The 22,450-nt window shown below is 59.6% G+C and carries 22 protein-coding genes; 14 read left to right on the forward strand and 8 right to left on the reverse strand.

Features of this window, described 5'->3' with window-relative positions; all coding sequences use genetic code 11:
* The first annotated feature begins 16 nt into the window (after positions 1-16).
* From V8359_RS13875 to V8359_RS13910, 8 genes are all read left to right on the forward strand, one after another.
* Positions 17-979, forward strand: a complete 963-nt coding sequence (locus V8359_RS13875) for an ABC transporter substrate-binding protein (RefSeq protein ID WP_336429607.1) — start codon at positions 17-19, stop codon at positions 977-979.
* 163 nt (positions 980-1,142) lie between these two features.
* On the forward strand, positions 1,143-2,225 hold the full coding sequence (locus V8359_RS13880) for a quaternary amine ABC transporter ATP-binding protein (RefSeq protein ID WP_336429609.1): 1,083 nt from the start codon (positions 1,143-1,145) through the stop codon (positions 2,223-2,225).
* A 3-nt stretch (positions 2,226-2,228) separates the two neighbouring features.
* Complete coding sequence (locus V8359_RS13885; protein WP_336429611.1) at positions 2,229-4,304, forward strand: ABC transporter permease; 2,076 nt, start codon at positions 2,229-2,231, stop codon at positions 4,302-4,304.
* Positions 4,301-6,628: a molybdopterin guanine dinucleotide-containing S/N-oxide reductase gene (locus V8359_RS13890; protein ID WP_336429612.1), complete on the forward strand. Its 2,328-nt coding sequence runs from the start codon at positions 4,301-4,303 to the stop codon at positions 6,626-6,628. The genes V8359_RS13885 and V8359_RS13890 overlap by 4 nt, the downstream gene beginning before the upstream one ends.
* On the forward strand, positions 6,625-7,806 hold the full coding sequence (locus V8359_RS13895) for an aminomethyltransferase family protein (protein ID WP_336429613.1): 1,182 nt from the start codon (positions 6,625-6,627) through the stop codon (positions 7,804-7,806). Before V8359_RS13890 ends, V8359_RS13895 begins: the two co-directional genes overlap by 4 nt.
* Positions 7,807-7,818: 12 nt before the next feature.
* Positions 7,819-8,997, forward strand: a complete 1,179-nt coding sequence (locus tag V8359_RS13900) for an iron-containing alcohol dehydrogenase (protein ID WP_336429614.1) — start codon at positions 7,819-7,821, stop codon at positions 8,995-8,997.
* Positions 8,998-9,011: 14 nt separating this feature from the next.
* Entirely contained in the window at positions 9,012-10,439 is a 1,428-nt protein-coding gene (locus tag V8359_RS13905) for an aldehyde dehydrogenase family protein (RefSeq protein WP_336429615.1), read from the forward strand.
* Between the two features lie 33 nt (positions 10,440-10,472).
* On the forward strand, positions 10,473-11,330 hold the full coding sequence (locus V8359_RS13910) for an HpcH/HpaI aldolase/citrate lyase family protein (RefSeq protein ID WP_336429617.1): 858 nt from the start codon (positions 10,473-10,475) through the stop codon (positions 11,328-11,330).
* A 173-nt stretch (positions 11,331-11,503) separates the two neighbouring features.
* On the opposite strand, the gene V8359_RS13915 is transcribed toward V8359_RS13910, so the two are convergent.
* The 5 genes from V8359_RS13915 to V8359_RS13935 form a co-directional block, all read right to left on the reverse strand.
* Complete coding sequence (locus V8359_RS13915; RefSeq protein WP_336429618.1) at positions 11,504-12,895, reverse strand: tetratricopeptide repeat protein; 1,392 nt, start codon at positions 12,893-12,895, stop codon at positions 11,504-11,506.
* A 500-nt stretch (positions 12,896-13,395) separates the two neighbouring features.
* Positions 13,396-13,701: a hypothetical protein gene (locus V8359_RS13920; protein WP_336429619.1), complete on the reverse strand. Its 306-nt coding sequence runs from the start codon at positions 13,699-13,701 to the stop codon at positions 13,396-13,398.
* Between the two features lie 65 nt (positions 13,702-13,766).
* Positions 13,767-14,234, reverse strand: coding sequence for a hypothetical protein (locus tag V8359_RS13925; RefSeq protein WP_336429620.1), 468 nt, complete (start codon positions 14,232-14,234; stop codon positions 13,767-13,769).
* A gap of 4 nt (positions 14,235-14,238) precedes the next feature.
* Positions 14,239-14,691 carry a hypothetical protein gene (locus V8359_RS13930; protein WP_336429621.1) on the reverse strand — a complete coding sequence of 151 codons (453 nt, stop codon included), beginning with the start codon at positions 14,689-14,691 and terminating at the stop codon, positions 14,239-14,241.
* Complete coding sequence (locus V8359_RS13935; RefSeq protein ID WP_336429622.1) at positions 14,692-15,099, reverse strand: phage minor head protein; 408 nt, start codon at positions 15,097-15,099, stop codon at positions 14,692-14,694.
* A 389-nt stretch (positions 15,100-15,488) separates the two neighbouring features.
* Between V8359_RS13935 and dusA the strand changes: the two genes are divergently transcribed.
* From dusA to V8359_RS13950, 3 genes are all read left to right on the forward strand, one after another.
* A complete protein-coding gene (gene dusA, locus V8359_RS13940) occupies positions 15,489-16,490 on the forward strand; it encodes a tRNA dihydrouridine(20/20a) synthase DusA (RefSeq protein ID WP_336429623.1) in 1,002 nt (333 codons plus the stop codon).
* 64 nt (positions 16,491-16,554) lie between these two features.
* The gene (locus V8359_RS13945) at positions 16,555-17,379 is read left to right on the forward strand and encodes a sulfite exporter TauE/SafE family protein (protein ID WP_336429625.1); all 825 of its coding nucleotides are present in this window, start codon (positions 16,555-16,557) and stop codon (positions 17,377-17,379) included.
* The gene (locus V8359_RS13950) at positions 17,373-18,161 is read left to right on the forward strand and encodes a hypothetical protein (protein WP_336429626.1); all 789 of its coding nucleotides are present in this window, start codon (positions 17,373-17,375) and stop codon (positions 18,159-18,161) included. The genes V8359_RS13945 and V8359_RS13950 overlap by 7 nt, the downstream gene beginning before the upstream one ends.
* Positions 18,162-18,269: 108 nt before the next feature.
* Here V8359_RS13950 and V8359_RS13955 read toward each other — a convergent pair whose 3' ends face one another.
* Genes V8359_RS13955 through ccmI form a run of 3 tightly spaced genes read right to left on the reverse strand, consistent with a single transcriptional unit; the run spans position 18,270 to position 20,211 of the window.
* Positions 18,270-18,509: a DUF1289 domain-containing protein gene (locus V8359_RS13955; RefSeq protein WP_336429627.1), complete on the reverse strand. Its 240-nt coding sequence runs from the start codon at positions 18,507-18,509 to the stop codon at positions 18,270-18,272.
* Positions 18,506-18,982: a Holliday junction resolvase RuvX gene (gene ruvX / locus V8359_RS13960; protein ID WP_336429628.1), complete on the reverse strand. Its 477-nt coding sequence runs from the start codon at positions 18,980-18,982 to the stop codon at positions 18,506-18,508. Before ruvX ends, V8359_RS13955 begins: the two co-directional genes overlap by 4 nt.
* Positions 18,979-20,211 (reverse strand): c-type cytochrome biogenesis protein CcmI, encoded by a 1,233-nt coding sequence (gene ccmI / locus V8359_RS13965; RefSeq protein ID WP_336429629.1) that lies wholly within the window; start codon positions 20,209-20,211, stop codon positions 18,979-18,981. Before ccmI ends, ruvX begins: the two co-directional genes overlap by 4 nt.
* Positions 20,212-20,475: 264 nt before the next feature.
* Here ccmI and V8359_RS13970 point away from each other — a divergent pair, with 264 nt between their 5' ends.
* From V8359_RS13970 to V8359_RS13980, 3 genes are all read left to right on the forward strand, one after another.
* Positions 20,476-21,720, forward strand: a complete 1,245-nt coding sequence (locus V8359_RS13970) for a sarcosine oxidase subunit beta family protein (RefSeq protein ID WP_336429630.1) — start codon at positions 20,476-20,478, stop codon at positions 21,718-21,720.
* A 67-nt stretch (positions 21,721-21,787) separates the two neighbouring features.
* Positions 21,788-22,024 (forward strand): hypothetical protein, encoded by a 237-nt coding sequence (locus V8359_RS13975; RefSeq protein ID WP_336429631.1) that lies wholly within the window; start codon positions 21,788-21,790, stop codon positions 22,022-22,024.
* 165 nt (positions 22,025-22,189) lie between these two features.
* A complete protein-coding gene (locus V8359_RS13980; protein ID WP_336429633.1) occupies positions 22,190-22,402 on the forward strand; it encodes a hypothetical protein in 213 nt (70 codons plus the stop codon).
* Positions 22,403-22,450: the final 48 nt, after the last annotated feature.

Genomic DNA, 22,450 nt, shown 5'->3' on the forward strand with positions numbered 1-22,450 from the left:
AAAGGGAGGAAACAAGATGTTCAATATCGCAAGAACGGCACGATTGATGGCCTTTGGGCTTTGCGTCGCGGGCGGGATGGCTGTTGCGGCGGAGGGTCCGGAAAGCGACGAGCCGATCAAGGTCATCCTGAATGACTGGACCGGCCAATACGTCTCGGCGAAAATCGCTGGCGAGCTGCTCAAGAAGATGGGCTACAACATCGAGTATGTCAGCGCCGGCGCGATCCCTCAGCATGCGGGGCTGTCTCAGGGCAACCTGCATTTCCAGGCCGAGGTCTGGAGCAACAATGTCGGCGATATCTATCCTAAAGCAGTGGAAAAGGGCGATATCGTTGAAATAGGAGAGCTCGGGCTCGATGCTTGGCAGGACTGGATGTACCCGGCCTATCTGGAGGAAAAATGCCCAAGCCTGCCGAGCCATACCGCGCTCTGGGACTGCGCGCAGCTCTTTGCGACGGCGGAAACCTTTCCCAAGGGCCGACTGATCACCTACCCGGCGGATTGGGGTACGCGATCGCGCGACCTGGTTGAGGCCATTGATTTGCCATACGAGCCCATACCCGGCGGAAGCGAAGGAGCGATGATGGCGGAAATCCAGTCGGCCTATGCCGTCGAAGAGCCGATCTTGATCATGTGGTGGGCTCCGCACTGGGTGTTTGCCGAACATGATTTCAAGTGGATCGAGTGGCACGAATCCTGGGGTAAATGCGATACTCTGGAAGAGCAGGACAGCCAGACACCCGACAACATGTGCGGGTTCGAACAGCCCACCGTGGTCAAGGTCGTCTGGAGCGGGTTCGAGGACAAATGGCCGGCCGCCTACAGGATGCTGTTGCTCTACGAACAGACCAACGCGGATCAAAATGCCGCTATCCTCGAAATCGACCAAAAAGGTCGCGATCTGGACGAAGTCGTTGAGGAATGGTTGGCAAACAACGAAGACCGCTGGAAGGTCTGGATTGACGAGGCCATGCAGTAACCGCGTTGCTGCGTCGCTTTGGATCGGGGCTGATGTCATTCAAGGGCCGCCCCGATCGCCTTTACAGAAGCCAACCGCAAGCCATTGCAAATCTTGGCAAGGGCTGAATGCGCGACCAGCGCGCATCGCCCGCAATCCGAACAACCCGCATCCGGAGCATCGCATGAAACCCTCAGCAAGTGACCTTAGAGAGGTGAAACTGTCGTGCCGGAACGTCTGGAAAATCTATGGCGCACAGCCCGAGCAGTTTTTCCAGGGGGTAGGGGGCCGTATGGCTGACGCAGGGCAGCACGCGGGCATCATTCGCGGTAGCGGCCACATCGTCGCCAATGCCGATGTCAGCTTTGATGTGCATGTGGGCGAGATTTTCGTCATCATGGGGCTGTCGGGATCAGGTAAGTCCACCATCGTGCGTTGTCTGTCACGGCTGGTCGAGCCCACCGCAGGGGAGGTTCTACTGGATGGTGAGAATCTGCTGAAAAAATCGGATGAAGAACTGACCGACATACGCCGCCACAAGATGGGCATGGTGTTTCAGAGCTTCGGGCTGATGCCGCATCTCAATGTCATCGACAATATCGCCTTTCCGCTCAAGCTTCAGGGGGTCGGTGAGCGCGAGCGGTATACCCAGGCCAAGCGGGTGATCGAACTGGTGGGTCTGGAAGGTCGGGAGAGCAACTATCCCAAAGAGCTTTCGGGTGGACAACAGCAGCGGGTGGGGATCGCGCGTTCGCTGGCGGTCGAACCGGACGTGTGGCTTCTCGACGAACCGTTTTCAGCACTTGATCCGCTCATCCGCAAGCAGATGCAGGACGAGTTCCTGCGCATTCAATCCAAGCTGCACAAGTCGATCGTCTTTATCACTCATGATTTCCAGGAGGCTCTGCGCATCGCTGACCGCATGGCGATCATGCGCGATGGCGCGGTGGTGCAGATCGGCAGCCCGATCGACCTGATCCTGAACCCCGCCGACGATTATGTGCGAGAGTTCACCCAGGACGTGCCGTGGGAGCGTATCCTGCGGGCCGAGGACATTCTGGACAATACGATAAGCCAGGCTGACGGGCTCGACCGGGTGCCCGAGGGAACGCTGGTGGAATCCCTGCTGCCCAAGCTTGCTGGAAATGCTGCCGGGCTTGTCGTTGAGGATGCGAGCGGCAAGTGCCTTGGCGTCGCGACCGCGCGGGGATTGGCCACCGCGCTGGCGTCGGGATGTGCCACGACCATGACCCAGCAGGAGGGCTAGGCGATGCGTTTCAAGCTTGGCCGCGATGATCTACTTTGGGTTTGCGTGATCTGTATCACGTTTGCCTGTCTGGCACTTCAGGGCGAATGGGCCTGGATGACCAAGTACCCCGAGGATATGATCCTGCCGGTTGCCCGCTGGCTGAACGTGATCATGGACGGGATTGTCACCTATACCGGCTGGTTCTTTCTTGGCGTCTCGAAGGTTCTTGAATGGCCGATTGATGCGGTCAGGCAAGTCCTTCAGGCGCTTCCCTGGTCGGTCACTACTTTCTTGTTCTGTTTGGTAGCATGGGCCGCCGCAGGCTGGAAGTTGGCGGTATTTACGCTCGGCTCGCTGCTCTACATGCTGGTGATCGGCTATTGGAGCGAAAGCATGAATACGCTGTCGCTGGTTGCCATATCCGTACCATTGGCCATCCTTGTGGGTTTCATCTTTGGTGTCTGGGGATTCTTTTCGGATCGGGCGGAGCGGGCTATCATGCCGATGCTGGATGTCCTGCAGACGGTCCCGTCTTTTGCCTACTTGCTGCCGATCCTGATGCTTTTTGGTTTTGGCACCGTGGTCGGGTTGATCGCCAGCGTGCTCTATTGCTTCCCCCCGATGGTGCGCAACACCATTGTGGGCCTGCGGGGTGTCTCTCCGGAAGTGATCGAATCCGGCCTTATGTCCGGCGCAACCCCCGGTCAGCTTTTCTGGCAGGTCCGGGTGCCCTCATCGCTCAGGCAACTCTTGCTGGGTGTCAATCAGACAACGATGGCCTCTCTTAGCATGGTCATCATTGCCTCGATCATCGGTGGCACCTCTGACATCGGCTGGGAGGTGCTGACCCAGATCCGCAAGGCGCAATTCGGAGAAAGCCTTCTGGCCGGTATGGTGATTGCCCTTATGGCGATGGTGATCGACAGGGTGACCGCCGGCTTTGCGGCACGTTCAGGCCGCTACGAGCCTGAACACCAAGGCGTTGCGCAACGGTATCGTCACTGGCTCATCGCAGGTGTGGGAGCGGCCCTGCTTTGGGCGCTGGCGCAGGTGCTCGGGTTTCTGAGCGAGTGGCCGCGCGGCTGGGAATATTATCCGGCCCAGGTGATGAATGACGGGCTGACCTACCTGATCGTCAACTTCCGTGACCAGATCGAGGCGATAAAGAATTTCGCCTTCTTCTTCGTCATGCTGCCCACCAAGATCGGTTTGCAACAGGCGGTCAGTCCGTTCACATGGGGCTTTGAGCTGACGCCACCGCTTCGCATTGCCTATGCCGTGACGATCCTGATACTGACGGTCCTGGCCATGATCCGGGGCAAGAACACGATGGCGATTACCATACTCCTTCTTGCCATCCTGTTCTACTTCGGGCTCACGGGGATGCCATGGCCCGCCCTGCTGTTAATCTGTTCTCTGGCCGGCTGGAGGATCGGAGGGCGGGAACTGGGGATCGGAACCTTTTTGGGACTTGGCTTCATCGTGGTGACAGGCACGTGGCCCGAGGCGATGCTTTCGGTATATCTCTGCGGCATTGCTGTGTTTTTGTCATTCACGGTAGGCACCGCAATTGGAGTTTGGGCCGCGCATAACGATACGGTTTCGGCAATCGTGCGCCCCATAAACGACACGCTTCAGACCATGCCGCTTTTCGTAATCCTCATTCCCTTCGTGATGATTTTCAAGATCGGCGAGTTCACGGCGCTTCTGGCAATCATCGCCTACGCGATTGTTCCGGCGGTCCGCTATGCCGAGCATGGGCTGCGCAACCTGCCAGAGACCGTGATTGAAGCCGGCACGATGATCGGCGCCACCAAGCGGCAGATGCTATGGCAGATCAAGATACCTCTGGCCCTTCCGGTGATGATGTTGGGGCTGAACCAAACCATCATGTACGGAATCGCTATGTTGGTGATCGCGGCGCTTGTCGGGACCAACGGGCTTGAGCAGATCGTCTATATCGGGCTGAGCGACGGGAATTTCGGCATCGGCATCACCGCCGGGATCGGCATGGCCATCATCGCGATCATCACCGACCGCATGACCCACGCCTGGAGCCGGAAACGCCAAGAAAAACTAGGGCTTCGCTTAGCATGACAGAACATGACGATCTTCCCCTGACCAGTTTCCATTGGGGCACCTATCGCGCATGGGTCAGCAATGGCCGAGTGCAGGACCTGCTTGCCTTCGAGCACGACAAGGATCCGTCGCCAATCGGGCCGGGCATTCTGGACGCACAGCATGGACCTACCCGTGTCGACGCGCCGATGGTGCGGCAAAGCTGGCTCGAGGGCGGGCCGGGCACCCGTCCCGATCTTCGTGGCATCGATCCCTTTGTCGCGGTCAGTTGGGAAGAGGCCAACACGCTGGTCGCGGCGGAACTGAATCGCGTGCGCCACGGCTTTGGCAATCGCGCGATCTTTGGCGGCTCTTACGGCTGGGCCAGCGCCGGGCGGTTCCACCACGCGCAAAGCCAGCTCAAGCGGTTTCTGAATTGCATTGGCGGCTTCACCGGCTCGAAGTTCACCTACAGCTTTGCCGCCGCCGAGGCGATGATTCCACATGTCCTCGGCAGTTTCCGCGCCTATCTGGACACTTGCACCAGTTGGGAGTCGATACGCGACAACACACGGCTCTTCGTCTGCTTTGGCGGCGTGCCGCTGAAGAACGGGCAGATCAGCCAGGGCGGAACCGGCTGCCATATCCAGCGCGATGGGTTGGTGGACGCCGGGACCGCAGATATTCATTTCGTCAAAATCAGCCCGCTGAAATCCGATCTGCTGGACGAGGTGGGTGGTGAGTGGCTGGCGCCCAGACCCAACACCGACGTGGCGCTGATGCTGGGGCTGGCGCATACCTTGCAGACCGAGGGGTTGAGCGACCGGGCGTTTCTTGACCGCTACACGACCGGGTTCGCACATTTCCTGCCCTATCTGATGGGCGAGACCGACGGCGTGGCGAAATCCGCCGACTGGGCCGCCGAAATATGTGAAATTCCGGCCGCGACGATCCGTGCATTGGCCCGGCGCATGGCGGCCGATCGCACGATGATTTCGGTCAGCTGGTCACTCACCCGACAGGATCACGGCGAACAGCCGTTCTGGATGGCAATCACACTGGCCGCGATGCTGGGTCAGATCGGACTGCCCGGTGGCGGCTTCGGCTTTGGCTACAGCGCGATGAATTTCATTGGCGGAAAATTCACCATCCTGCCCGGCGCATCCCTGCCGCAGGGCGAGAATCCGGTGAACGATTTCATCCCGGTGGCTCGGATCACCGACCTGCTGCTGCGCCCGGGCGAACCTTTCGATTTCGACGGCTCTCGTCATGAATATCCCGATATCCGCCTTGTGTGGTGGGCCGGTGGCAATCCGTTCCACCACCATCAGGATCTCAACCTGATGATGCAGGCCTGGCAGAAGCCCGAAACGATCATCGTCAATGAATGGTGCTGGAACCCCCTCGCCAAACGCGCAGATATCGTCCTTCCCTGCACCACGCCGCTAGAACGGCAGGATATCGCCATGACCCCGCGCGACCCCTACGTGGTGTCGATGTCGAAGCTGACAGACCCCTACGAACAGGCCCGTGACGATTTCGAGATATTAGCAGGCATCGCTCGCGAAATGGGCTGCGAGGAGGCGTTTACCGAGGGCCGTACCCAGCTCGAATGGCAGCGCCGGATTTACGACCAGACGGTCCAGCGGGCCAGCGCTGTGGGGATCACGATCCCTGACTACGAAAGCTTCCTCGAAAAGGGCTGGTTCAGGATCGACGATCCCGCCGACCCGATTGTCATGCTCAGTGATTTCCGCGCCGATCCGCTGGCCAATCCGCTGGCTACCCCCAGCGGCAGGATCGAGATATTCAGTGGGACTGTCGCCGAATTCGGCTATGATGACTGCCCTGGCCACCCGGTCTGGCGTGAACCTTATGAGTGGCTGGGCAAATGCGACCACTATCCGCTCCACCTGATCTCGAACCAGCCCAAGGACAAGCTGCATTCGCAGCTGGATCACGGCGGTGTCAGCCGCGCCGGAAAGGTGGCCGGGCGCGAACCGCTGCACATCCACCCCGATGATGCTGCCGTGCGCGGGCTGAAGGATAGAGATGTCGTGCGGGTGTTCAACGATCGTGGCGCCTGTCTGTGTGGCGCGGTCCTCGACGCTTCGATCCGCCCGGGCGTTGTACAGATGAGCACCGGGGCCTGGTACGACCCGGACGAAACCGGCCTGTGCAAACATGGCAACCCAAACGTTCTGACCCGCGACAAAGGCACATCGAAACTGGGCCAGGGACCAAGCGCGCATTCGTGCCTGATCGAGGTCGAGCTTTTTAACGAAACACCTCCGCCTGTCACGGCCCACGAGCCGCCGAGCATTGTCAGGCTTCAACCAAGCGAAACAGAGACAAAGACATGAGCAATCTTCAGGAAGCCTCCGACCTCGTGAGTAAAGTCGCCGTAAGTGCGCGCAGATTTGAAGAATCGCCGTTCATTGCCCGTACTGCCAACCCGCAGATGGTGCGTGGCGTTTATGCCGGTCGGTTCTTTGCGATGTATCTGGGCGAAGACCCGATCGAGAAGTACTGGTGCCTGCGTCAGAAGGCGCTGATCTTCGACGTGCCGGAAAAGCCGGTTGAAATTTCCGGTCCCGACGCGGTGCCGTTCCTGGAAAAGGTGCTGTCCCGCAAGGTCGCCACGATGACACAGGGGCGCGGCTACTATGCCATTGCGTGCACGCCGCAGGGCGGCGTCTTCATGGACGGTGTCGTGTTTCGCCTCGATGAAAACCGCTTCTGGTATGTGCAGGCCGACGGGCCGTTCGAGACCTGGCTGATCGCCCATTCCGGCAGTTTCGACGTGACCATATCCGACCCGCGCAGCCGGGTTCTGCAAATCCAGGGGCCGGCCTCGATGGCGATCATGAGCGCGGCCTCGGATGGGGCGATCGACGAGACGCTGAAATATTTCCGCTCTGGCTATTTCGACTTGGGCGGGCAGCGGCTCTATGTCTCGCGCACCGGGTTCACCAATGAGTTGGGATACGAGATATACAGCGACGGCGCTAATACGGACCATCTGGCGCTGTGGGATCATCTGATGGCCTGCGGCGCGCCGCACGGGATGGAGTTTTCCTCGACCCGTGCGCTGACCATTCGGCGGATCGAGGGCGGTATCCTTGGCAATCTTACGGACATGACGCCCGACATGACGCCCTTCGAGGCGGGACTCGCGCCGTTCATTGACATGGATAAGGGGGACTTCATCGGGCGCACGGCGCTGGTGGGCAAGGACACGCGGTCCTGCCTGTTCGGGCTGACCTGTGAAACTGAAACCCCTGCGGCGGGCGGTGCGGTAATGGATGGTAGCAGAGTGGTCGGCCGGATCACCGCAGGTATCCCCTCACCAACGCTGGGGCTGGGCGTGGGCTATGTCCACTTCAACGCCCCCGACGATTGGGTCGGCCGCACCCTGAAGATGCACCTTCCAGATGGCGACCTCCATGACTGTCAGATCGTAAACGTGCCGTTCTTCGACCAAGAAAAGAATATCGTCCGCGGCGTGGATCGGACCATTCCGGAACGCCCTTCAAACTAAGAGAGAATAGCAATGCAGACCAATACAGAGGCAGAAATTCTGGAGCCGCAGGATTGGAGTTTTCCCGTACCTATAGCCTTTGGGCCGGGCCGGTTAACCGAAATCGGTCAGAGATGCCGCACGATGCATCTCAAAAACCCGCTGATCGTGACAGATTCCGGCAGCCGTAACCTGCCATTCATTGGCCAATTGCAATCGCATCTAGCCGAGGCTGGACTTTCATCAGGTGTTTTCTCGGACATTTCACCCAACCCGCGCGATGATGAGATCGAAACGGGGCGTGCGTCATTCCGGTCGGGCGGTCATGACGCGATCATCGCCATCGGTGGCGGCAGCGCGATGGATGGCGGCAAGGCCATCTGCCTGACGGCGGAAAACGAGATCGACCTCTGGGCGTTCGAGTTTGAGCAGGCCCCGCCCGAGATCGACGGCGGATTTCCCGCACTGATCACCATCCCTACCACCGCTGGGACCGGGGCCGAGACCGAGAGCACCGCGATGGTCACTCATGTCGAAAAGGGCATGAAGTTCTGTATCTGGCATCCCGACCTCAAACCGGCACTGGCGTTGCTTGATCCTGAACTGACGGTGGGTCTGCCCGTCAACCTGACCGCGTGGACCGGGGCCGATGCGCTGACACATGCGATAGAGGCTTATTGTGTGCCCGGTTTTCACCCGCTTTGCGATGGTCTGGCGCTTGAAGGGTTGGCACTGGTCTCGAAATGGTTGCCGGTGGCGGTGCGCGAACCGGAGAACATGGCGGCGCGCGGCGGCATGCTGGTTGGGTCTTGCCTAGCTGGAATCGCATTTCAGAAGGGTCTTGGCCTCGTTCACGCGATCTCTCACATGGTTGGCGCGGAATATAACACTCAGCACGGGCTGACCAATGCGATTGTCCTGCCGGTCGTCCTGCGGTTCAACCTTCCGGGTTTGGAGCACAAGGTGAAACGGATGGCTGACTCGATGGGCCTGCTGGATCATGGCATCGATGAGTTCATCACCGAGATCGAGCGCCTGTTGGATGAAATCGGAATCCCGCGATCGTTGGATGCAATAGACGTGCCTCAGAATTGCGCCCAGCGCATTGCCGAAAAGGCGATCCTTGACAGTGCTGCGGGAACGAACCCGCGCGCAGCCAGCGTGGAACAGATACGCGAACTGACCGCAACGGCAATTGTCAAAGCACGCTGACAGGGAGCAAGCCCATGGAAAAACTTGGAAAGTTCTACATCGGCGGACAATGGGTCGAACCGGACTCGGATCTCACTATGCCCGTTTTGAACCCTGCGACTGACAAGCAGATCAGCACCGTCGCAATGGGCAACGCGGCGGATGTGGACAAGGCAGTTATGGCCGCCAAGACCGCCTTCGAGAGCTTTTCGCAAACCAGGAAGGCAGACCGTTTGTCCCTTCTTTACCGCTTGAAGGCCGTCACCGAAAAGCGGTTCGAGGATCTGGCTCAGGCGATGCGCATGGAAATGGGGGCGCCGATCACCATGTCGCGTGAGGTGCAGGCCGATGCAGCCGTGGGCCACCTTCAGGGGTTCATCGATGCGTTGGAGGAGCTTCAGGAGCGGACCACGCTGGCCAACGGCGATGTCATGCTGCTCGAACCGATTGGCGTTTGCGGGCTGATCACCCCTTGGAACTGGCCGATGAACCAAATTGCGCTCAAGGTGATCCCCGCGCTGGCGACTGGCTGCGCTTGCATTCTCAAACCATCCGAACACACGCCGGTCTCGGCCATGGTCTATGCCGAGATCATCCACGAAGCAGGCTATCCGCCGGGGGTCTTCAACCTGGTGAATGGTGACGGCGTATCGGTCGGTTCGGCCATGTCGCGTCACCGGGATGTTCAGATGATGTCCTTCACCGGCTCGACTCGCGCAGGCATCGCCGTGACGCGGGATGCTGCCGAGACGGTCAAGCGCGTGACGCTGGAACTCGGCGGCAAATCCCCCAACATCGTGTTTGCCGATTGCGATCTGGAGACGCGCGTGACCGCCTCGGTTCAGGACTGCATGTTCAACACCGGGCAATCCTGTGATGCGCCTACAAGACTTTTGGTCGCGCGGTCGTGCTATTCCGAGGCGCTGAAGATTGCCAAGCGCGCCGCAGAGGCCATAACAGTCGGTGATCCCGCGCAGGAGGGCGATCATATCGGCCCGCTCTTCGACCGGATTCAGTTCGACCGGGTTCAGACGATGATACAGGCAGGGATCGAAGAAGGCGCGACCCTTTTGGCGGGCGGCCCCGGCAAGCCTGACGGGTTCGAGACCGGCTGGTTCGTCAAACCCACGATTTTTGCCGATGTCCGCAACGATATGCGCATCGCGCAAGAGGAAATCTTTGGCCCGGTGCTGGTGATCATTCCCTTTGAGGACGAGGATGAGGCTATCGCGATCGCCAACGATACGCCATACGGGCTTGCCGCCTATATCCAGACCGGCAATTCGGCCCGGGCGGAACGCGTCGCGTCGCGCCTCCGCGCTGGTGCGGTTCACATCAATGGCGGGGCTTTCAACTACGGTTCTCCTTTCGGGGGATACAAGCAGTCTGGCAATGGTCGCGAAGGCGGCCTGATGGGGCTGGAAGATTACCTTGAAACAAAAACCCTGCACGGCATCACCTGACCGGAACAGACTGACAGGAACGGAGCTACAACAATGACTGAACGCACCCCGCGCCCCCGTCGAAGCTTCATATTCACGCCGGGGCTGCGGCCTGACATGTTTTCCAAGGCGCTAGCCAGCGGCGCGGACATCGTTTGTGTCGAGCTCGAGGACGGGATCGCGCCCAAGGACAAGGCCGATGCGCGGCAAAAGGCGCTGGCGCTGTTCGAGCAGCCTCAGGCCGATGACGGGGTTGAGAGGATTGTGCGGATCAACTCGATGCGAGAACGGTTCGGGATCGAGGATGTGACCGCGATCCTCGCCACCGACACGCCTCCGCCTGCGCTGATGATGCCCAAGGTGCGGACGCCGGACGAGGTGGTGATGCTGGATCAGCTTCTGACCGAGGCGGGACACGCTACGCGCCTGCACGTCATCATCGAGACGAACGAAGGACTGGAGGCCGCAGTCGAGATCGCGCGGTGTTCGGACCGGATCGATGCGATGTTCTTCGGCGGCGTGGATATGGCTGCCGAACTGCGATGTGTGAATTCCTATGATGGGCTCCATTATGCCCGCGCCCGCGTGGTGCATGCCTCTGCGGCAGCGGGCCTCGATGTCATCGACGTGCCTTTCCTCGATCTTGATGACCCCGAGGGAATGAGGATCGAGGCGGAAAAAGTCCGTGATATGGGCTTTGCGGGCAAAGGCTCGATCCACCCCAAGCAGATCGCCGCATTGAACGAAGTGTTCACGCCGTCCGAGACGCAGATCGCGCGCGCACGCCGCATCATCACCGAGTTCGAGGCCGCCGATACAGGCCTTGTGGTGATCGACGGCAAGCTGATTGAAAAACCGGTGCTGCGCGACATGTACCGGATTGTCGCCATTGCCGGCCGGATGGGGCTCTAATCCACATTTCGTGCGTCCGTGCAATTTCAGTGACAGCACACCCTTGCCAGTCAAGCCACACAATTCCCAGCCATTATTGGCTGCCGCGTGTCGTTGAACCGGCGGATTGGGCCAGGCCGATCATGCACTAACAATCAAATTGGACCACTCAAGTGGGGCTGGCCATTCTCTCCTCACTTCTTGGTAATTTCTTCTTTGATCTTTTGTGTGGCCGGATGCTCCGGACCATAAAGTTTTTCACTGATGTCGAGTGTGTCGGCGAAGGCTGCCTCAGCTTTGCGATCGTGCCCCGCCTCTCTGTAGGATATCGCTAAAAACAAGAGACTTCTCAGAGTAGAGCTGTGCTCCCTCCCATTCTGCCTTTTATAACCCTCTGACAGCTTCTGGTATTGATCCGCGGCTTCATCAAAGCGCCTTGTCTGATAGTAGAAACCGCCAAGTTCGTTGATGCTGGCCAATGCTTTGGGATGATCAGGCCCAAAACGTTCCTGATAGTTTTCTGCAGCGCGCAGCAAAAGTGTTTCAGCCACTTCTGTTCGATTCAGGGCAAAATTTGCGCGTGCGAGATTTGCGAGGCTGAGGAGCGTTAGATTATGGGTCTCTCCAAGGCGTTTCCCACGCGCTTCATAGACGTTTTCCAAAAGCTTCAGCGCCTCTCCCTCTTTACCTGTGCGCTGATAAAGCACAGCAAGATTATTCTGCGCACTCAACGTATTTGGATGATCTGGGCCGAGTGTCTTTCGAAATAGGTCCAGCGCCGGTTCCAAAAGCGGTTCCGCTGAACTGAAATCATCAGTGTCACGGTACAGGGCACCGAGATTTGTCATGCTGGTCAGTGTGGCGGGATGTTCAGCCCCCAAAGTCCTGCTCCTTGAATCGAATGCACGGGCTAAAAAATCCCTTGCTCGATTAAAGCGTGATGTCCTGTGGTAAAGGGTTCCGAGATTGTCCACCACAATCAGGGTCTCCTCATCCTCCAACCCTTCCGTTCTTTCCAGGGCCTCCAGAGCCTTCAGGAACATCTCCTCTGCGGTTTCGTAACGGCCGGTGGCGCCATACAGACCGGCAAGTGCGACAAAGCTTTCAAGCGTATCTGCGTGCTCGCTTCCCAGGGCCTTTCGGCGCGCCCAGAGGGTCTGAGTCAATAGCGGTTTGGCCTCTTCGAAACGACCGGCAGTGGCATAAAGGCGCCCGAGATCACCTTGGCTGCGCAAGGTATTCAGGTGCTCTTCTCCAAAGGCCTCAACGTTTCGCTCGATTGCCAGTAGGTAGAGAGCTTCCGACTCCGCGTATAACCCGTTGGCCTTATAAACGAACGCCACGTCATTCAGGATCGCCAACGCCGTGGGATGCTTCTCACCCAGCGTCATTTCTGCCTTCGAGAGAAGATTGTCCGCATCCGAAAGTGCCAAGGGATAGGTCCCGGATTCAACTGATTTCTGGAGCGCCGAATGCGCTTCTATAGCTGAAGCATCAGACGCATCGGAAAACACTTTTTCCGGAAGTGCTATCGCCGCGACAATGAACAAAATTGCCGCAAAAGCCCTGCTCGAAAGAACCTTCATTTTAAGCCGCTCTCTTTATTTCCCCTGAGAATGTTCTGTAAAACCCGGCTCACGGTTATTGTCGGAATGCCGCGTAAGTCTTGGGGGTTTCACGCGCGCGCTACTTCGGCTGATGTTTCAGAAAAACGGTGTAACGGTATAAGAAACCTACTTTTACAACTGCCTAAATGTTCACAAACCTCTCAGTTGAAAAGTTCTCACATTCATTTGAGCAGTCTCAAGTCTTAAAACTCACTGACTGAAAATTCGGCAATTAAGGGGGGTAATTTTACGATATCTTTCAATCCTGCACGAAGCTCTGCGTTCAACTCAAGCACCTTATCGCGCACACATCAAGCTCAACTTCTGAGAGATTAAAATTGCTGCAGTATTTCATTTCATCGACGTTCTGACACCTGCCATGACCAAAAGGCTGTCGGGCTGAAGCAGAAGTTCCATTCGCCGGGAAGAATTCTGCGAAAAAAACCGCATCAGACATGCCGAGAGCAAACTCAGGGAGGCTATCGTCCCCCAAAGCAGGGTTGGGAGTCGATACGGGCCGAGATGCCCTGTCCGGGCTGATATTCGTTGACGATGACTTGGTCTGGAATGGTTTGGAAATGACCTTCAGCGGCCAAACGCTCTGCCAGCTGCTGGAAAGAGTCAGGCAGCGGCCCGAGGTAATCTTCCCGCCGGGCCTGCCGCGCCTTGTAGTCATAACGATAGCCGTAGTGCTGGGCCCGCCGTTTCAGATCAGTGCGCCAGGGGGCCGCGTCGATCTCGCGGACGAGCCTATCGGCTTCGTCCTCCGGGATGTAGTTTTCCAAATAGTTTATCCCGTCCGGCCACTCATCTCGAAGCGATAAAATTTGAGATGGTCCAGACATGCGGATTACCGTGTGACCCATCGCGTTCGGCACGTTTGATTGGCATATTCCGGCTGTCTTTGCAGCTCCATCAGGACGATATGAGAATCCACGACATTGATGCCTTTGTTTCCCATCGGTGCGCCAGCTTCTGAAATTAGGTTTTCATAAAGCGCAGGGTTCTCAGCCTTGAGAACTAGGCCAGTGTCTTTCCGCCATGCGAACCAGAAATCATCTTGGGGGTCAGTTTCTTCAGCAAGCCCATGAACCGTCGTTTCTGTTGAGAAGAATGGCCATGCGTCTCCGGGTAGCAGAGATTGCCCGTTGTCAAACTTGGGAACAATGTCTGGCCTGAAATATGGCTTACTCAAATCAATCAGCGCCTGTCTTCCGATATTCAGCCCGTTGGGAAGCTGCACGCAGTGCGTTGGCAGCCCCCAGTAGACCCTAAAGGAAAGAACGGTTGCGATCACCCCGATTGCCAAAACTGGCATGAATCTATCCATAGGCGCTTCGCGCAGGGTCCAAATAGGTTTGGCCGCTTAATGTCCCTGACCAATAGTCAGTTATCGAGCATGGCTCACCGGTTTGAACTCCAAGCCGTTGAGGTCCACGCGGCGGAAGGCGAGTGCGTCCCCTGAGATGGTTGTCGAGAGGTCTGTGGATGTTCTCAAAGATGGTCTCTCCGGGATCGATCACCTCAATGCCTATGTCGGCGGGGTCGGCAAACTCGTCCCTTAAATAGAAATCAAACGATCCTTCAACTGCTAGAACACCATGCTGTTCCTCTACGCTGCCCGAAAACGTGCCGCCGATCACGGTATCTCCGATGCTGAAAACAACACTGGTCATATTGTACGAGCGATAAAAGGTTTCACGGAACATCCCACTTCGCTTGTCTCGTGCTCGCCACGCAATTTGGTCCTTCAGCCGTTTTTCCACCTGAGCCATTTACTCATCAACGATTGCGGAAAGATGGCCGGTCTCGTGTACGGTGACGCCTCTACTGTTTCCACGGTAGTAGTGGTTCGCAAAATCCCTGCTGCTCCAAGCCGCACCGCCGTCTAGGACATCCTGCAACGTGATTTCCATGAACTCGGAGGTGTCTGGAAGGTATGGTTCCGCCGTACAGCGGCATCCATAGTCTTTCCCGGGGTGCCCACCTTCTGGCGGATTGTCCCATGAGAAAACTTGTCCTTCGCGCTCGGCATGAGATGAACGAACTTTTCCATCGCGTCTGGTCCGCCAGATGTAGTGCGTGGTTGGCTGAGTGTTCTTCGTCTCAAACCGGATCGGAGTTCCCTTGCGCAAATATTGCACAAAGGCTTCCCGATATTCTTGCGGATCGATCAGAGTCATGTCACGCGGCAGGCTGCCTATTCAGAACACCTTTGTGCCGATGATCGCTTTAGAAAACGTTAACCATGAGTCGGGTGGCCTCGCTCGTCGATGTAGCGACCCTGAGAGGCTCCGGGGGGGGCTCAGAGATCCTCCGTCGCGGCAAGGAAATCTGATAACATGGCATGGAGTAGTTTGAATCCGGCGCGCTTGCATTCTTCGCGGCGAATCTGCTCAAAGGCTTTCTTGGAATCCTCGGTTCGGACGTGCCCTTGCTTCAAGCCAGCCCCACCCAAACACCGCCGTCTTCCTGTCTATGTACGGGGTGGGGTGGCGGGACAGTCGCCGTGTGCGTATGGTGTGCACAGCGGGTCCGCTCCGGTATTGGGCGCATCCGAGGAGATTGCTGAATGCCCCTGAACGCAGCCACCGAGGCAGCGCGCCTATCTACGGCACCGATGATGGATTGGACCGACCGCCATTGCCGGTATTTGCATCGGCAACTGAGCCGCCATGCGCTGCTTTATACCGAGATGGTGACCGCGCCTGCGCTTGTGCGGGGCGGGGCGTTGCATTTGCTCGATCATGGGCAGGACGAGCATCCGGTGGCGCTTCAATTGGGTGGCTCCGATCCCAGGGAACTGGCGCAGGCTGCTTGTTTCGGGGCCGAAGCTGGCTATGACGAGATCAATCTCAATGTCGGATGTCCGTCGGACCGGGTGCAATCAGGAACGTTTGGCGCTGTCTTGATGAAGCAGCCGGATCTTGTGGCCGAATGCTGCGCCGCGATGATCGCCGCACAACCTGTTGAAGTGACGGTCAAATGCCGGATCGGCGTAGATGAGCAGAGCCCCGAGACGGTATTGCCCGAATTCCTGTCCCGCGTAAGTGCTGCTGGGGTGAGGCGGTTCTCGATCCATGCGCGCAAGGCGTGGCTCAAGGGGCTGAGCCCCAAGGAGAATCGTGATATCCCGCCGCTGGACTATGATCTCGTGCGCCGGGTGCGCGGGATGTTCCCCGAGCTTCACCTCTCGGTCAACGGTGGGGTCGACTCGCTGGACGCGGCCTGTGCCTTTCTCGATGAGGGGTTCGACGGAGTCATGCTGGGACGTGCGGCATATCATCGGCCCGCCGACATTCTCTGCGCCGCGGACCGCCGAATCTTTGGGGCCTCCGGTCCGGATACAACGGCCGAGCAGGCGGTGCTGAACATGCTGCCTTATATCGAGACACATCTTTCTGAAGGCGGGCGGCTCATTCAGGTTACGCGGCATATGCTGGGCCTGTTTGCAGGGCGGCCCGGGGCGCGTGCATGGCGGCGCATGCTGTCCGAGGGCGCCGCGCGGCCAGGGGCGGGACCGGAGCTTGTCCGGGAGGCTCTGACCGAAGTGGCGCCCGGCGTCGCAGCCTGACGCGGGTGCTTTTCCCCCGGTGCCGGTCGGTGTAAGGCTTGCGAAACCAACCGGGAGATCCCCCATGCCAGAAACCGCGCTGCTGATTCAGATGCTCTTGCTCTTGATGGTGATCGGCGCGTTCGCCGGTGTTTTGGCGGGGCTTCTGGGCGTCGGTGGCGGAATCGTCCTGGTGCCTGCGTTCTACTATGCGTTTCAGACACTTGGCTACGATGGGCCACAGCTCATGCAGATGTGTCTGGCCACGTCACTGGCCACGATCGTGGTCACTTCGATCCGTTCGGTGCTCAGCCATCACAAGAAAAACGCGGTCGATTGGGATATCCTCAAAGGCTGGGCGCCGGGGATCATCCTGGGCGCGCTTGCCGGGATGCTGGTGGCGGCGGGGTTGCGGTCGAACACGCTCACGGCGATCTTCGGTGTTCTGGGCATGGTCATCGGGCTTTACATGGGGTTTGGCCGCGCCCATTGGCGCATCGCACACGAGATGCCGGGCGGCGTGACACGTGCGGTTCTATCTCCGTTGCTTGGCTTTCTATCGGTGCTGATGGGCATTGGCGGCGGCAGTTTCGGCGTGCCGGTGATGAGCCTTTATGGCAGACCCATTCACCGCGCGGTGGCAACGGCGGCGGGGTTTGGCCTGTTGATCGCGGTGCCGTCGGTGGCGGGGTTCCTGCTGCTTGAAATCGCGCCCGAAACACGACCGCCCTATACCGTGGGGGCGGTGAACCTCGTGGCATTTGGCGTTGTGATCGCGATGACCCTTGTCACGACCCCGCTGGGTGTGCGGCTCGCCCATGCGATGAATCCCAAACCGCTCAAGCGGGTGTTCGCGGTCTTCCTGACGCTTGTCGCGCTCAACATGCTGCGAAAGGCGATGGGATGGTAGAGAGGCTGCTGACGCGCGGCTGGGCCGTGTTCCCGGCCGAGGCTGCGGTCGCGAAATGGGCCGATGCGGCGCGCGGCGCGGCCCTCGCGCGGATTGCCGATCCTGTGCACCGTGCCGAATGGTTGCAATGTGAGGGCACGTGGTTCGTGGGCGTCGACACGCTTCCCAACGATGCCACAGGCGCGGTGCCGGGTGGCCTGCCTCTCTCCGGCGCAGCGCAGGCCGCGCTGCGCGGTCTTTATGGTGATCTTCCACTTCACCGCGGGCAGGTTTCGGTGATCTATCCGGGCTATCCGCGGCCCCGCAAGGGCGAAGGCGAAGGGGCCTTCCGCTATCGACTCAGGCGCGATGCGGCCCATGTGGACGGGTTGCTGGCTGTGGGGGCTGATCGGCGGCGCATGCTCAAGGAACGTCACGCCTATATACTTGGCCTGCCTCTCACCCGCGCCGATGCCATGGCAAGCCCGCTCGTTGTTTGGGAGGGGAGCCATCATGTCATGCGTCGCGCCTTCGAGGCGGCCTTCGCGGACGTTCCGCCCGGGCGATGGGGCGAGGTGGATGTGACAGACACCTATCAGGCCGCCCGCCGCGAGGTGTTCGAGACCTGTCAACGCATCGCGGTGCCGGCCACCCCGGGCGAGGCATATGCCGTGCACCGTCTTGCGCTGCATGGCGTTGCGCCTTGGGGCACCGAGGCAGAGGCCGCGGATGAAGGACGGATGATCGCTTATTTCCGACCGGAATTTGCCATGCGGGACGACAAATGGCTAAGCGCCCCATGACGCGCGGCACCTTTCTTCTTGCGTAAAATATCCCCGCCGGAGGCGAAAAAACTCTCAGTTATTAATGCGTTTCGCCTTTCACGATGCCCAGATCAAAGGCGAAACGCTTTAGGAGCTGCGCGATATACGGGCGGCACGACCACCTTGGCGTTTTTTGAGCATCGGGGCGCGTGAGGGTAGCTCGGCCATGATATCGCGGCGCTTTTCCGGCGACATGCGTGACCAGTCGCGGATTTCATCCATCGTGCGCAGGCAGCCGGTGCAAATGCGCGCCTCGGGGTGGACGACGCAAACGCGCACGCAGGGGCTTTCGATTTCGTCACGGGTCCAGACGGGGATGTCGGTCATGGTCCACTCCTCAGATGGCGCAGTCGGTCAAGCGCCCCTTGCAGAATATAAGAGGCGGCGACATGGTCGATCACCTCGGCGCGACGTTTTCGGGACGTATCCGCCTCAAGCAGGGCGCGTTCGGCGGCTACGGTCGAAAGTCGCTCGTCCCAGAATGCGATGGGCAGATCGGTCAATGCTGAGAGGTTGCGGGCAAAGGCGCGGGTTGACTGGGCGCGGGGCCCTTCGGTTCCGTCCATGTTGCGCGGCAGGCCGAGGACAAGCCCGGTGGCGCTGCGTGCGGTGGCCAGTTCCAGCAGGCGGGCGGCATCAAGGCCGAACTTGCGACGCTTGATCGTTTCGATCGGAGAGGCCACGTTGCGCAGCGTGTCGGACGCGGCAACGCCGATGGTCTTGGTTCCAAGATCAAGCCCAAGCACAGTGCCGTGGGCGGGCAGGATGGCGGCGAATTCGGTGATGTCTTCATGGATCATTCCGCGACACCTGCACGCGCCCCAGCGGCACGCAGGACAGACAGGGCATCTGGATTTTCCGCAAACACTCCAAGGGCTTCGTCGTAGATAGCACTGGCCTGTTCGCGATTGCCCAGCACGCCATGCGCGGTGATGAGCCGGGCCCATTCGGCGGGGGTGCCCCCCTCGGTCGCAAGACGGTCCGAGAGCTGTGCCACCATGCCTTCGATGAATTCGGCGCGCTCGGCCTCGGTCATGTCCCGGGCGACGTCGAGGGTGTCGGCATCGGGGCCGGGGAGGGCCGGGGCGGCCTCGGGCGGGTTGTAGCGGGGTTGACCCGCGCGGGCGGCCACCTCGCCGATGGCGGCCCGAATGGGCGCGACCCATGGTGCTTCGGCGGGGCTGTCACGCAGGAGCGAATCCCACGTCCGAAGCGCCGCGTCGGGGCGGTCGATCTGAAGGAACAGATACCCCAGATAATAACGCGCCTCGGGCTGTTCCGGGTTCTTGCTCAGGGCGTTGCGCAGGGCGGTTTCGGCCTCGGCGGAGACGATGCCACCGGCGGCCGAAATCAATAGATCGGCCAGACGGGCATGATCCTGAGCTGTGGCTGCCGCGCCCTTGAGTTCGATGATCCGGTTTTGAGCGCGTAGGGCCGCGCGGGTGTTGCCAAGCCGCGCCTCGTTCCGCACCAGAAGGGTAAGCCCCTGAATATCATCAGGCTTTTTCTCGATCGCCGTGCGAAGCTGCTCCATCAGGATGAGGAAGTCCTCGGAAATATTGGGATCCGAGGGCATCTGTTCGGGCGTGTCGGCCATCAGTTCGGCTTGGGCCGGTAGGTCGGCGCGGGCCGCGTTCGAGGCCTCGAGGCGGGCCGACAATGGCAGGTCGGCATAGCCCGGCGCGCCAAGGTTGAGATAGAGAAAAACCGAGCCTGATAAAAGAGTTACAAGAAGGAATGCGGCCAAGGCCGGGCCGGCGCGATGGGGCCGCGTCTCATCGGTTTCGCGGGTCAGCGCGGCATCGGCGGCAAGGATGCGGCGCGACACTTCGGTGCGCAGGCGCGCGGCCTCGTCGGGGCTGACCACGCCGCGGGCAAGGTCGCGATCCACATCGCGCAACTGATCGCGGTAGACCTTCAAATCATAGGCCGCGGGCGGCTCTGAGCCGATGCGCCCTTTCATCAGGGCGCGAGCCAGAAGCAACGCCGCGCCGAGTGCGAGCACTATGCTGATGATCCAGAATGTCATGGGCAGCGCGGCCTCCTTGCCGTCCTCATGTAGCGATGTAGGGCGCCGGAAAAAAGGCCCGATTGCAACGTCGGCATTCACGTCGGCATTCACGTCGGTATCGCGTCGGTGCGGTTGCACGCCCCGGTGACGCAAAATTAACCGATACGATGTCGCAAATCGGGCATTTCACGCCGCACAGGCAAGCGGGTCGTGCCGCGATTTGTCGCAATACATGCCGAGCCGAACCCCGGCCCGATTCTGCCATAACGCCCGGACCCGAACATGAAACGCTATTCCGCTTTTGCTGTCGCCCGTGAGGCCCTGAACTATCACATGGGATGGGAGCGGGCCTGGGCCTCGCCCGAGCCGAAGAAGAAATACGATGTGATCATCATCGGAGCCGGAGGTCACGGCCTTGCCACGGCGTATTACCTTGGCAAGAACTTCGGGATCACCAATGTGGCCATCCTCGAAAAAGGCTGGCTGGGTGGTGGCAACACCGGCCGGAACACGACGATCATCCGCTCGAACTATCTTCAGGATCCGTCAGCGGCGATCTATGAGAAATCCCGCTCGCTCTATGAGACGATGAGTCAGGACCTGAACTATAACGTCATGTTCAGCCCGCGTGGCGTGATCATGCTGGCGCAGACCGAGCACGAGGTGCGCGGCTACAAGCGGACCGCGCATGCCAACGCGCTTCAGGGTGTGCAGACCGAGTTCATAACGCCACAGCGCGTGAAAGAGATCGTGCCGATCATCAACCTTGATGGCCCGCGTTATCCGGTTCTGGGCGGGTTGTGGCAGGCCCGTGGTGGCACCGCGCGGCATGACGCCGTGGCGTGGGGCTATGCCCGCGCGTGCAGTGACATGGGGATGGACGTCATCCAGAAATGCGAAGTGACCGGCATCCGGCAGGAGGGCGGCAAGGTTCAGGGCGTCACCACCAACCGCGGCGACATCGACTGTGACAAGCTGGGCATCGTGGTTGCGGGGCATTCGGGCGATCTTGCGGGGATGGCGGGCTTCCGCCTTCCGATCGAGAGCGTGCCGCTTCAGGCGCTGGTGAGCGAGCCGATCAAGCCGTGCATGGATTGCGTCGTGATGGCGAACACGGTGCATGGCTACATGAGCCAATCGGACAAGGGCGAGATGGTCATCGGCGGCGGCACCGATGGGCACAATGCCTTTACGCAGCGCGGCAGTTTCCACCACGCCGAAGAGACCGTGCGCGCACTGGTCGAGACATTCCCGATGGTCGCGCGCCTCAAAATGCTGCGACAGTGGGGCGGCATCGTGGACGTGACTGGCGACCGCTCTCCGATCCTTAGCAAGACGCCGGTCGATGGCATCTTTATCAACGCGGGTTGGGGCACTGGCGGGTTCAAGGCGATCCCCGGCTCCGGCTGGGGCTTTGCGGAGCTGATGGCCAAGGATTATTCGCCGCTTTGCGACGAGTTCGGACTCGACCGGTTCCATCAAGGGCGGTTTATCGACGAGAGTGTCGCGGCAGGGGTCGCGCACTGATGACGGGTGGGAACAAATCCTGCACGGCCAAGGTTCGTCCTGTGACATATTTCACAGGAGGCAAACCATGTCCGATCAGAAAGAACCGCACGAGAACTCGAGCAACAGTTTCCTTGCCTTCGTCGTGGGTGGCCTTGTCGTCGCGGTGGGGATCATCGCATGGATCATGTATGGCAGCGACGAATCCGGCGATGTTGACATCAATGTCGACGGTGGCGGTGACGCCGCCGATGCCGTCGAGGACGCGGCCGAGAGCGTGGGCGATGCGGCCGACGATGTCACGGACGGCGACAGCACGCAGTAATCGCAGGACCATTGATAAACACCGGACCGGGGGGAGCGTTGTCACGCATCTCCGGTCTGCCGCGTTGCAGACGGTTTGCGGGATTCCACGTGTCAGTGACAAAGGCCGGAACAAAGCGGGCAAGCCATTTGTTTTGAGGATGACGCCAGAGATCGGAGGTGTGTCATGTCAAAACGCAGAGATTCGACCGAAGTGTCGCCCGGCAAAGGCTACAAATGGCTTGTGGTCCTTTTCGTCGTCCTCTTGGGTGTCGTGGTCCTCACCATGGCCGGCGACAACGGCGACGACGGCGATGACATCGAAATGCCAGCGACCAGCGAAAACGTCAAAGACGCCATCACCGCAGATGATGGTGAGGGTGACGACACGGTCGAATAACGGCGGAACAACGGAAAATTATAATTTGCGGCACGGGCCGCGCCGTAT

It is taken from the genome of Roseovarius sp. E0-M6 (assembly GCF_037083845.1).
Taxonomy (GTDB): Bacteria; Pseudomonadota; Alphaproteobacteria; order Rhodobacterales; family Rhodobacteraceae; genus Roseovarius.

Excerpts from the sequence above, each read along its gene's own strand:
- V8359_RS13875 (WP_336429607.1), top strand. The coding sequence starts at position 17 with ATGTTCAATATCGCAAGAACGGCACGATTGATGGCCTTTGGGCTTTGC.
- V8359_RS13880 (WP_336429609.1), top strand. The coding sequence starts at position 1,143 with ATGAAACCCTCAGCAAGTGACCTTAGAGAGGTGAAACTGTCGTGCCGG.
- V8359_RS13885 (WP_336429611.1), top strand. The coding sequence starts at position 2,229 with ATGCGTTTCAAGCTTGGCCGCGATGATCTACTTTGGGTTTGCGTGATC.
- V8359_RS13890 (WP_336429612.1), top strand. The coding sequence starts at position 4,301 with ATGACAGAACATGACGATCTTCCCCTGACCAGTTTCCATTGGGGCACC.
- V8359_RS13895 (WP_336429613.1), top strand. The coding sequence starts at position 6,625 with ATGAGCAATCTTCAGGAAGCCTCCGACCTCGTGAGTAAAGTCGCCGTA.
- V8359_RS13900 (WP_336429614.1), top strand. The coding sequence starts at position 7,819 with ATGCAGACCAATACAGAGGCAGAAATTCTGGAGCCGCAGGATTGGAGT.
- V8359_RS13905 (WP_336429615.1), top strand. The coding sequence starts at position 9,012 with ATGGAAAAACTTGGAAAGTTCTACATCGGCGGACAATGGGTCGAACCG.
- V8359_RS13910 (WP_336429617.1), top strand. The coding sequence starts at position 10,473 with ATGACTGAACGCACCCCGCGCCCCCGTCGAAGCTTCATATTCACGCCG.
- V8359_RS13915 (WP_336429618.1), bottom strand. The coding sequence starts at position 12,895 with ATGAAGGTTCTTTCGAGCAGGGCTTTTGCGGCAATTTTGTTCATTGTC.
- V8359_RS13925 (WP_336429620.1), bottom strand. The coding sequence starts at position 14,234 with ATGCCAGTTTTGGCAATCGGGGTGATCGCAACCGTTCTTTCCTTTAGG.
- V8359_RS13930 (WP_336429621.1), bottom strand. The coding sequence starts at position 14,691 with ATGGCTCAGGTGGAAAAACGGCTGAAGGACCAAATTGCGTGGCGAGCA.
- V8359_RS13935 (WP_336429622.1), bottom strand. The coding sequence starts at position 15,099 with ATGACTCTGATCGATCCGCAAGAATATCGGGAAGCCTTTGTGCAATAT.
- dusA (WP_336429623.1), top strand. The coding sequence starts at position 15,489 with ATGCCCCTGAACGCAGCCACCGAGGCAGCGCGCCTATCTACGGCACCG.
- V8359_RS13945 (WP_336429625.1), top strand. The coding sequence starts at position 16,555 with ATGCCAGAAACCGCGCTGCTGATTCAGATGCTCTTGCTCTTGATGGTG.
- V8359_RS13950 (WP_336429626.1), top strand. The coding sequence starts at position 17,373 with ATGGTAGAGAGGCTGCTGACGCGCGGCTGGGCCGTGTTCCCGGCCGAG.
- V8359_RS13955 (WP_336429627.1), bottom strand. The coding sequence starts at position 18,509 with ATGACCGACATCCCCGTCTGGACCCGTGACGAAATCGAAAGCCCCTGC.
- ruvX (WP_336429628.1), bottom strand. The coding sequence starts at position 18,982 with ATGATCCATGAAGACATCACCGAATTCGCCGCCATCCTGCCCGCCCAC.
- ccmI (WP_336429629.1), bottom strand. The coding sequence starts at position 20,211 with ATGACATTCTGGATCATCAGCATAGTGCTCGCACTCGGCGCGGCGTTG.
- V8359_RS13970 (WP_336429630.1), top strand. The coding sequence starts at position 20,476 with ATGAAACGCTATTCCGCTTTTGCTGTCGCCCGTGAGGCCCTGAACTAT.
- V8359_RS13975 (WP_336429631.1), top strand. The coding sequence starts at position 21,788 with ATGTCCGATCAGAAAGAACCGCACGAGAACTCGAGCAACAGTTTCCTT.
- V8359_RS13980 (WP_336429633.1), top strand. The coding sequence starts at position 22,190 with ATGTCAAAACGCAGAGATTCGACCGAAGTGTCGCCCGGCAAAGGCTAC.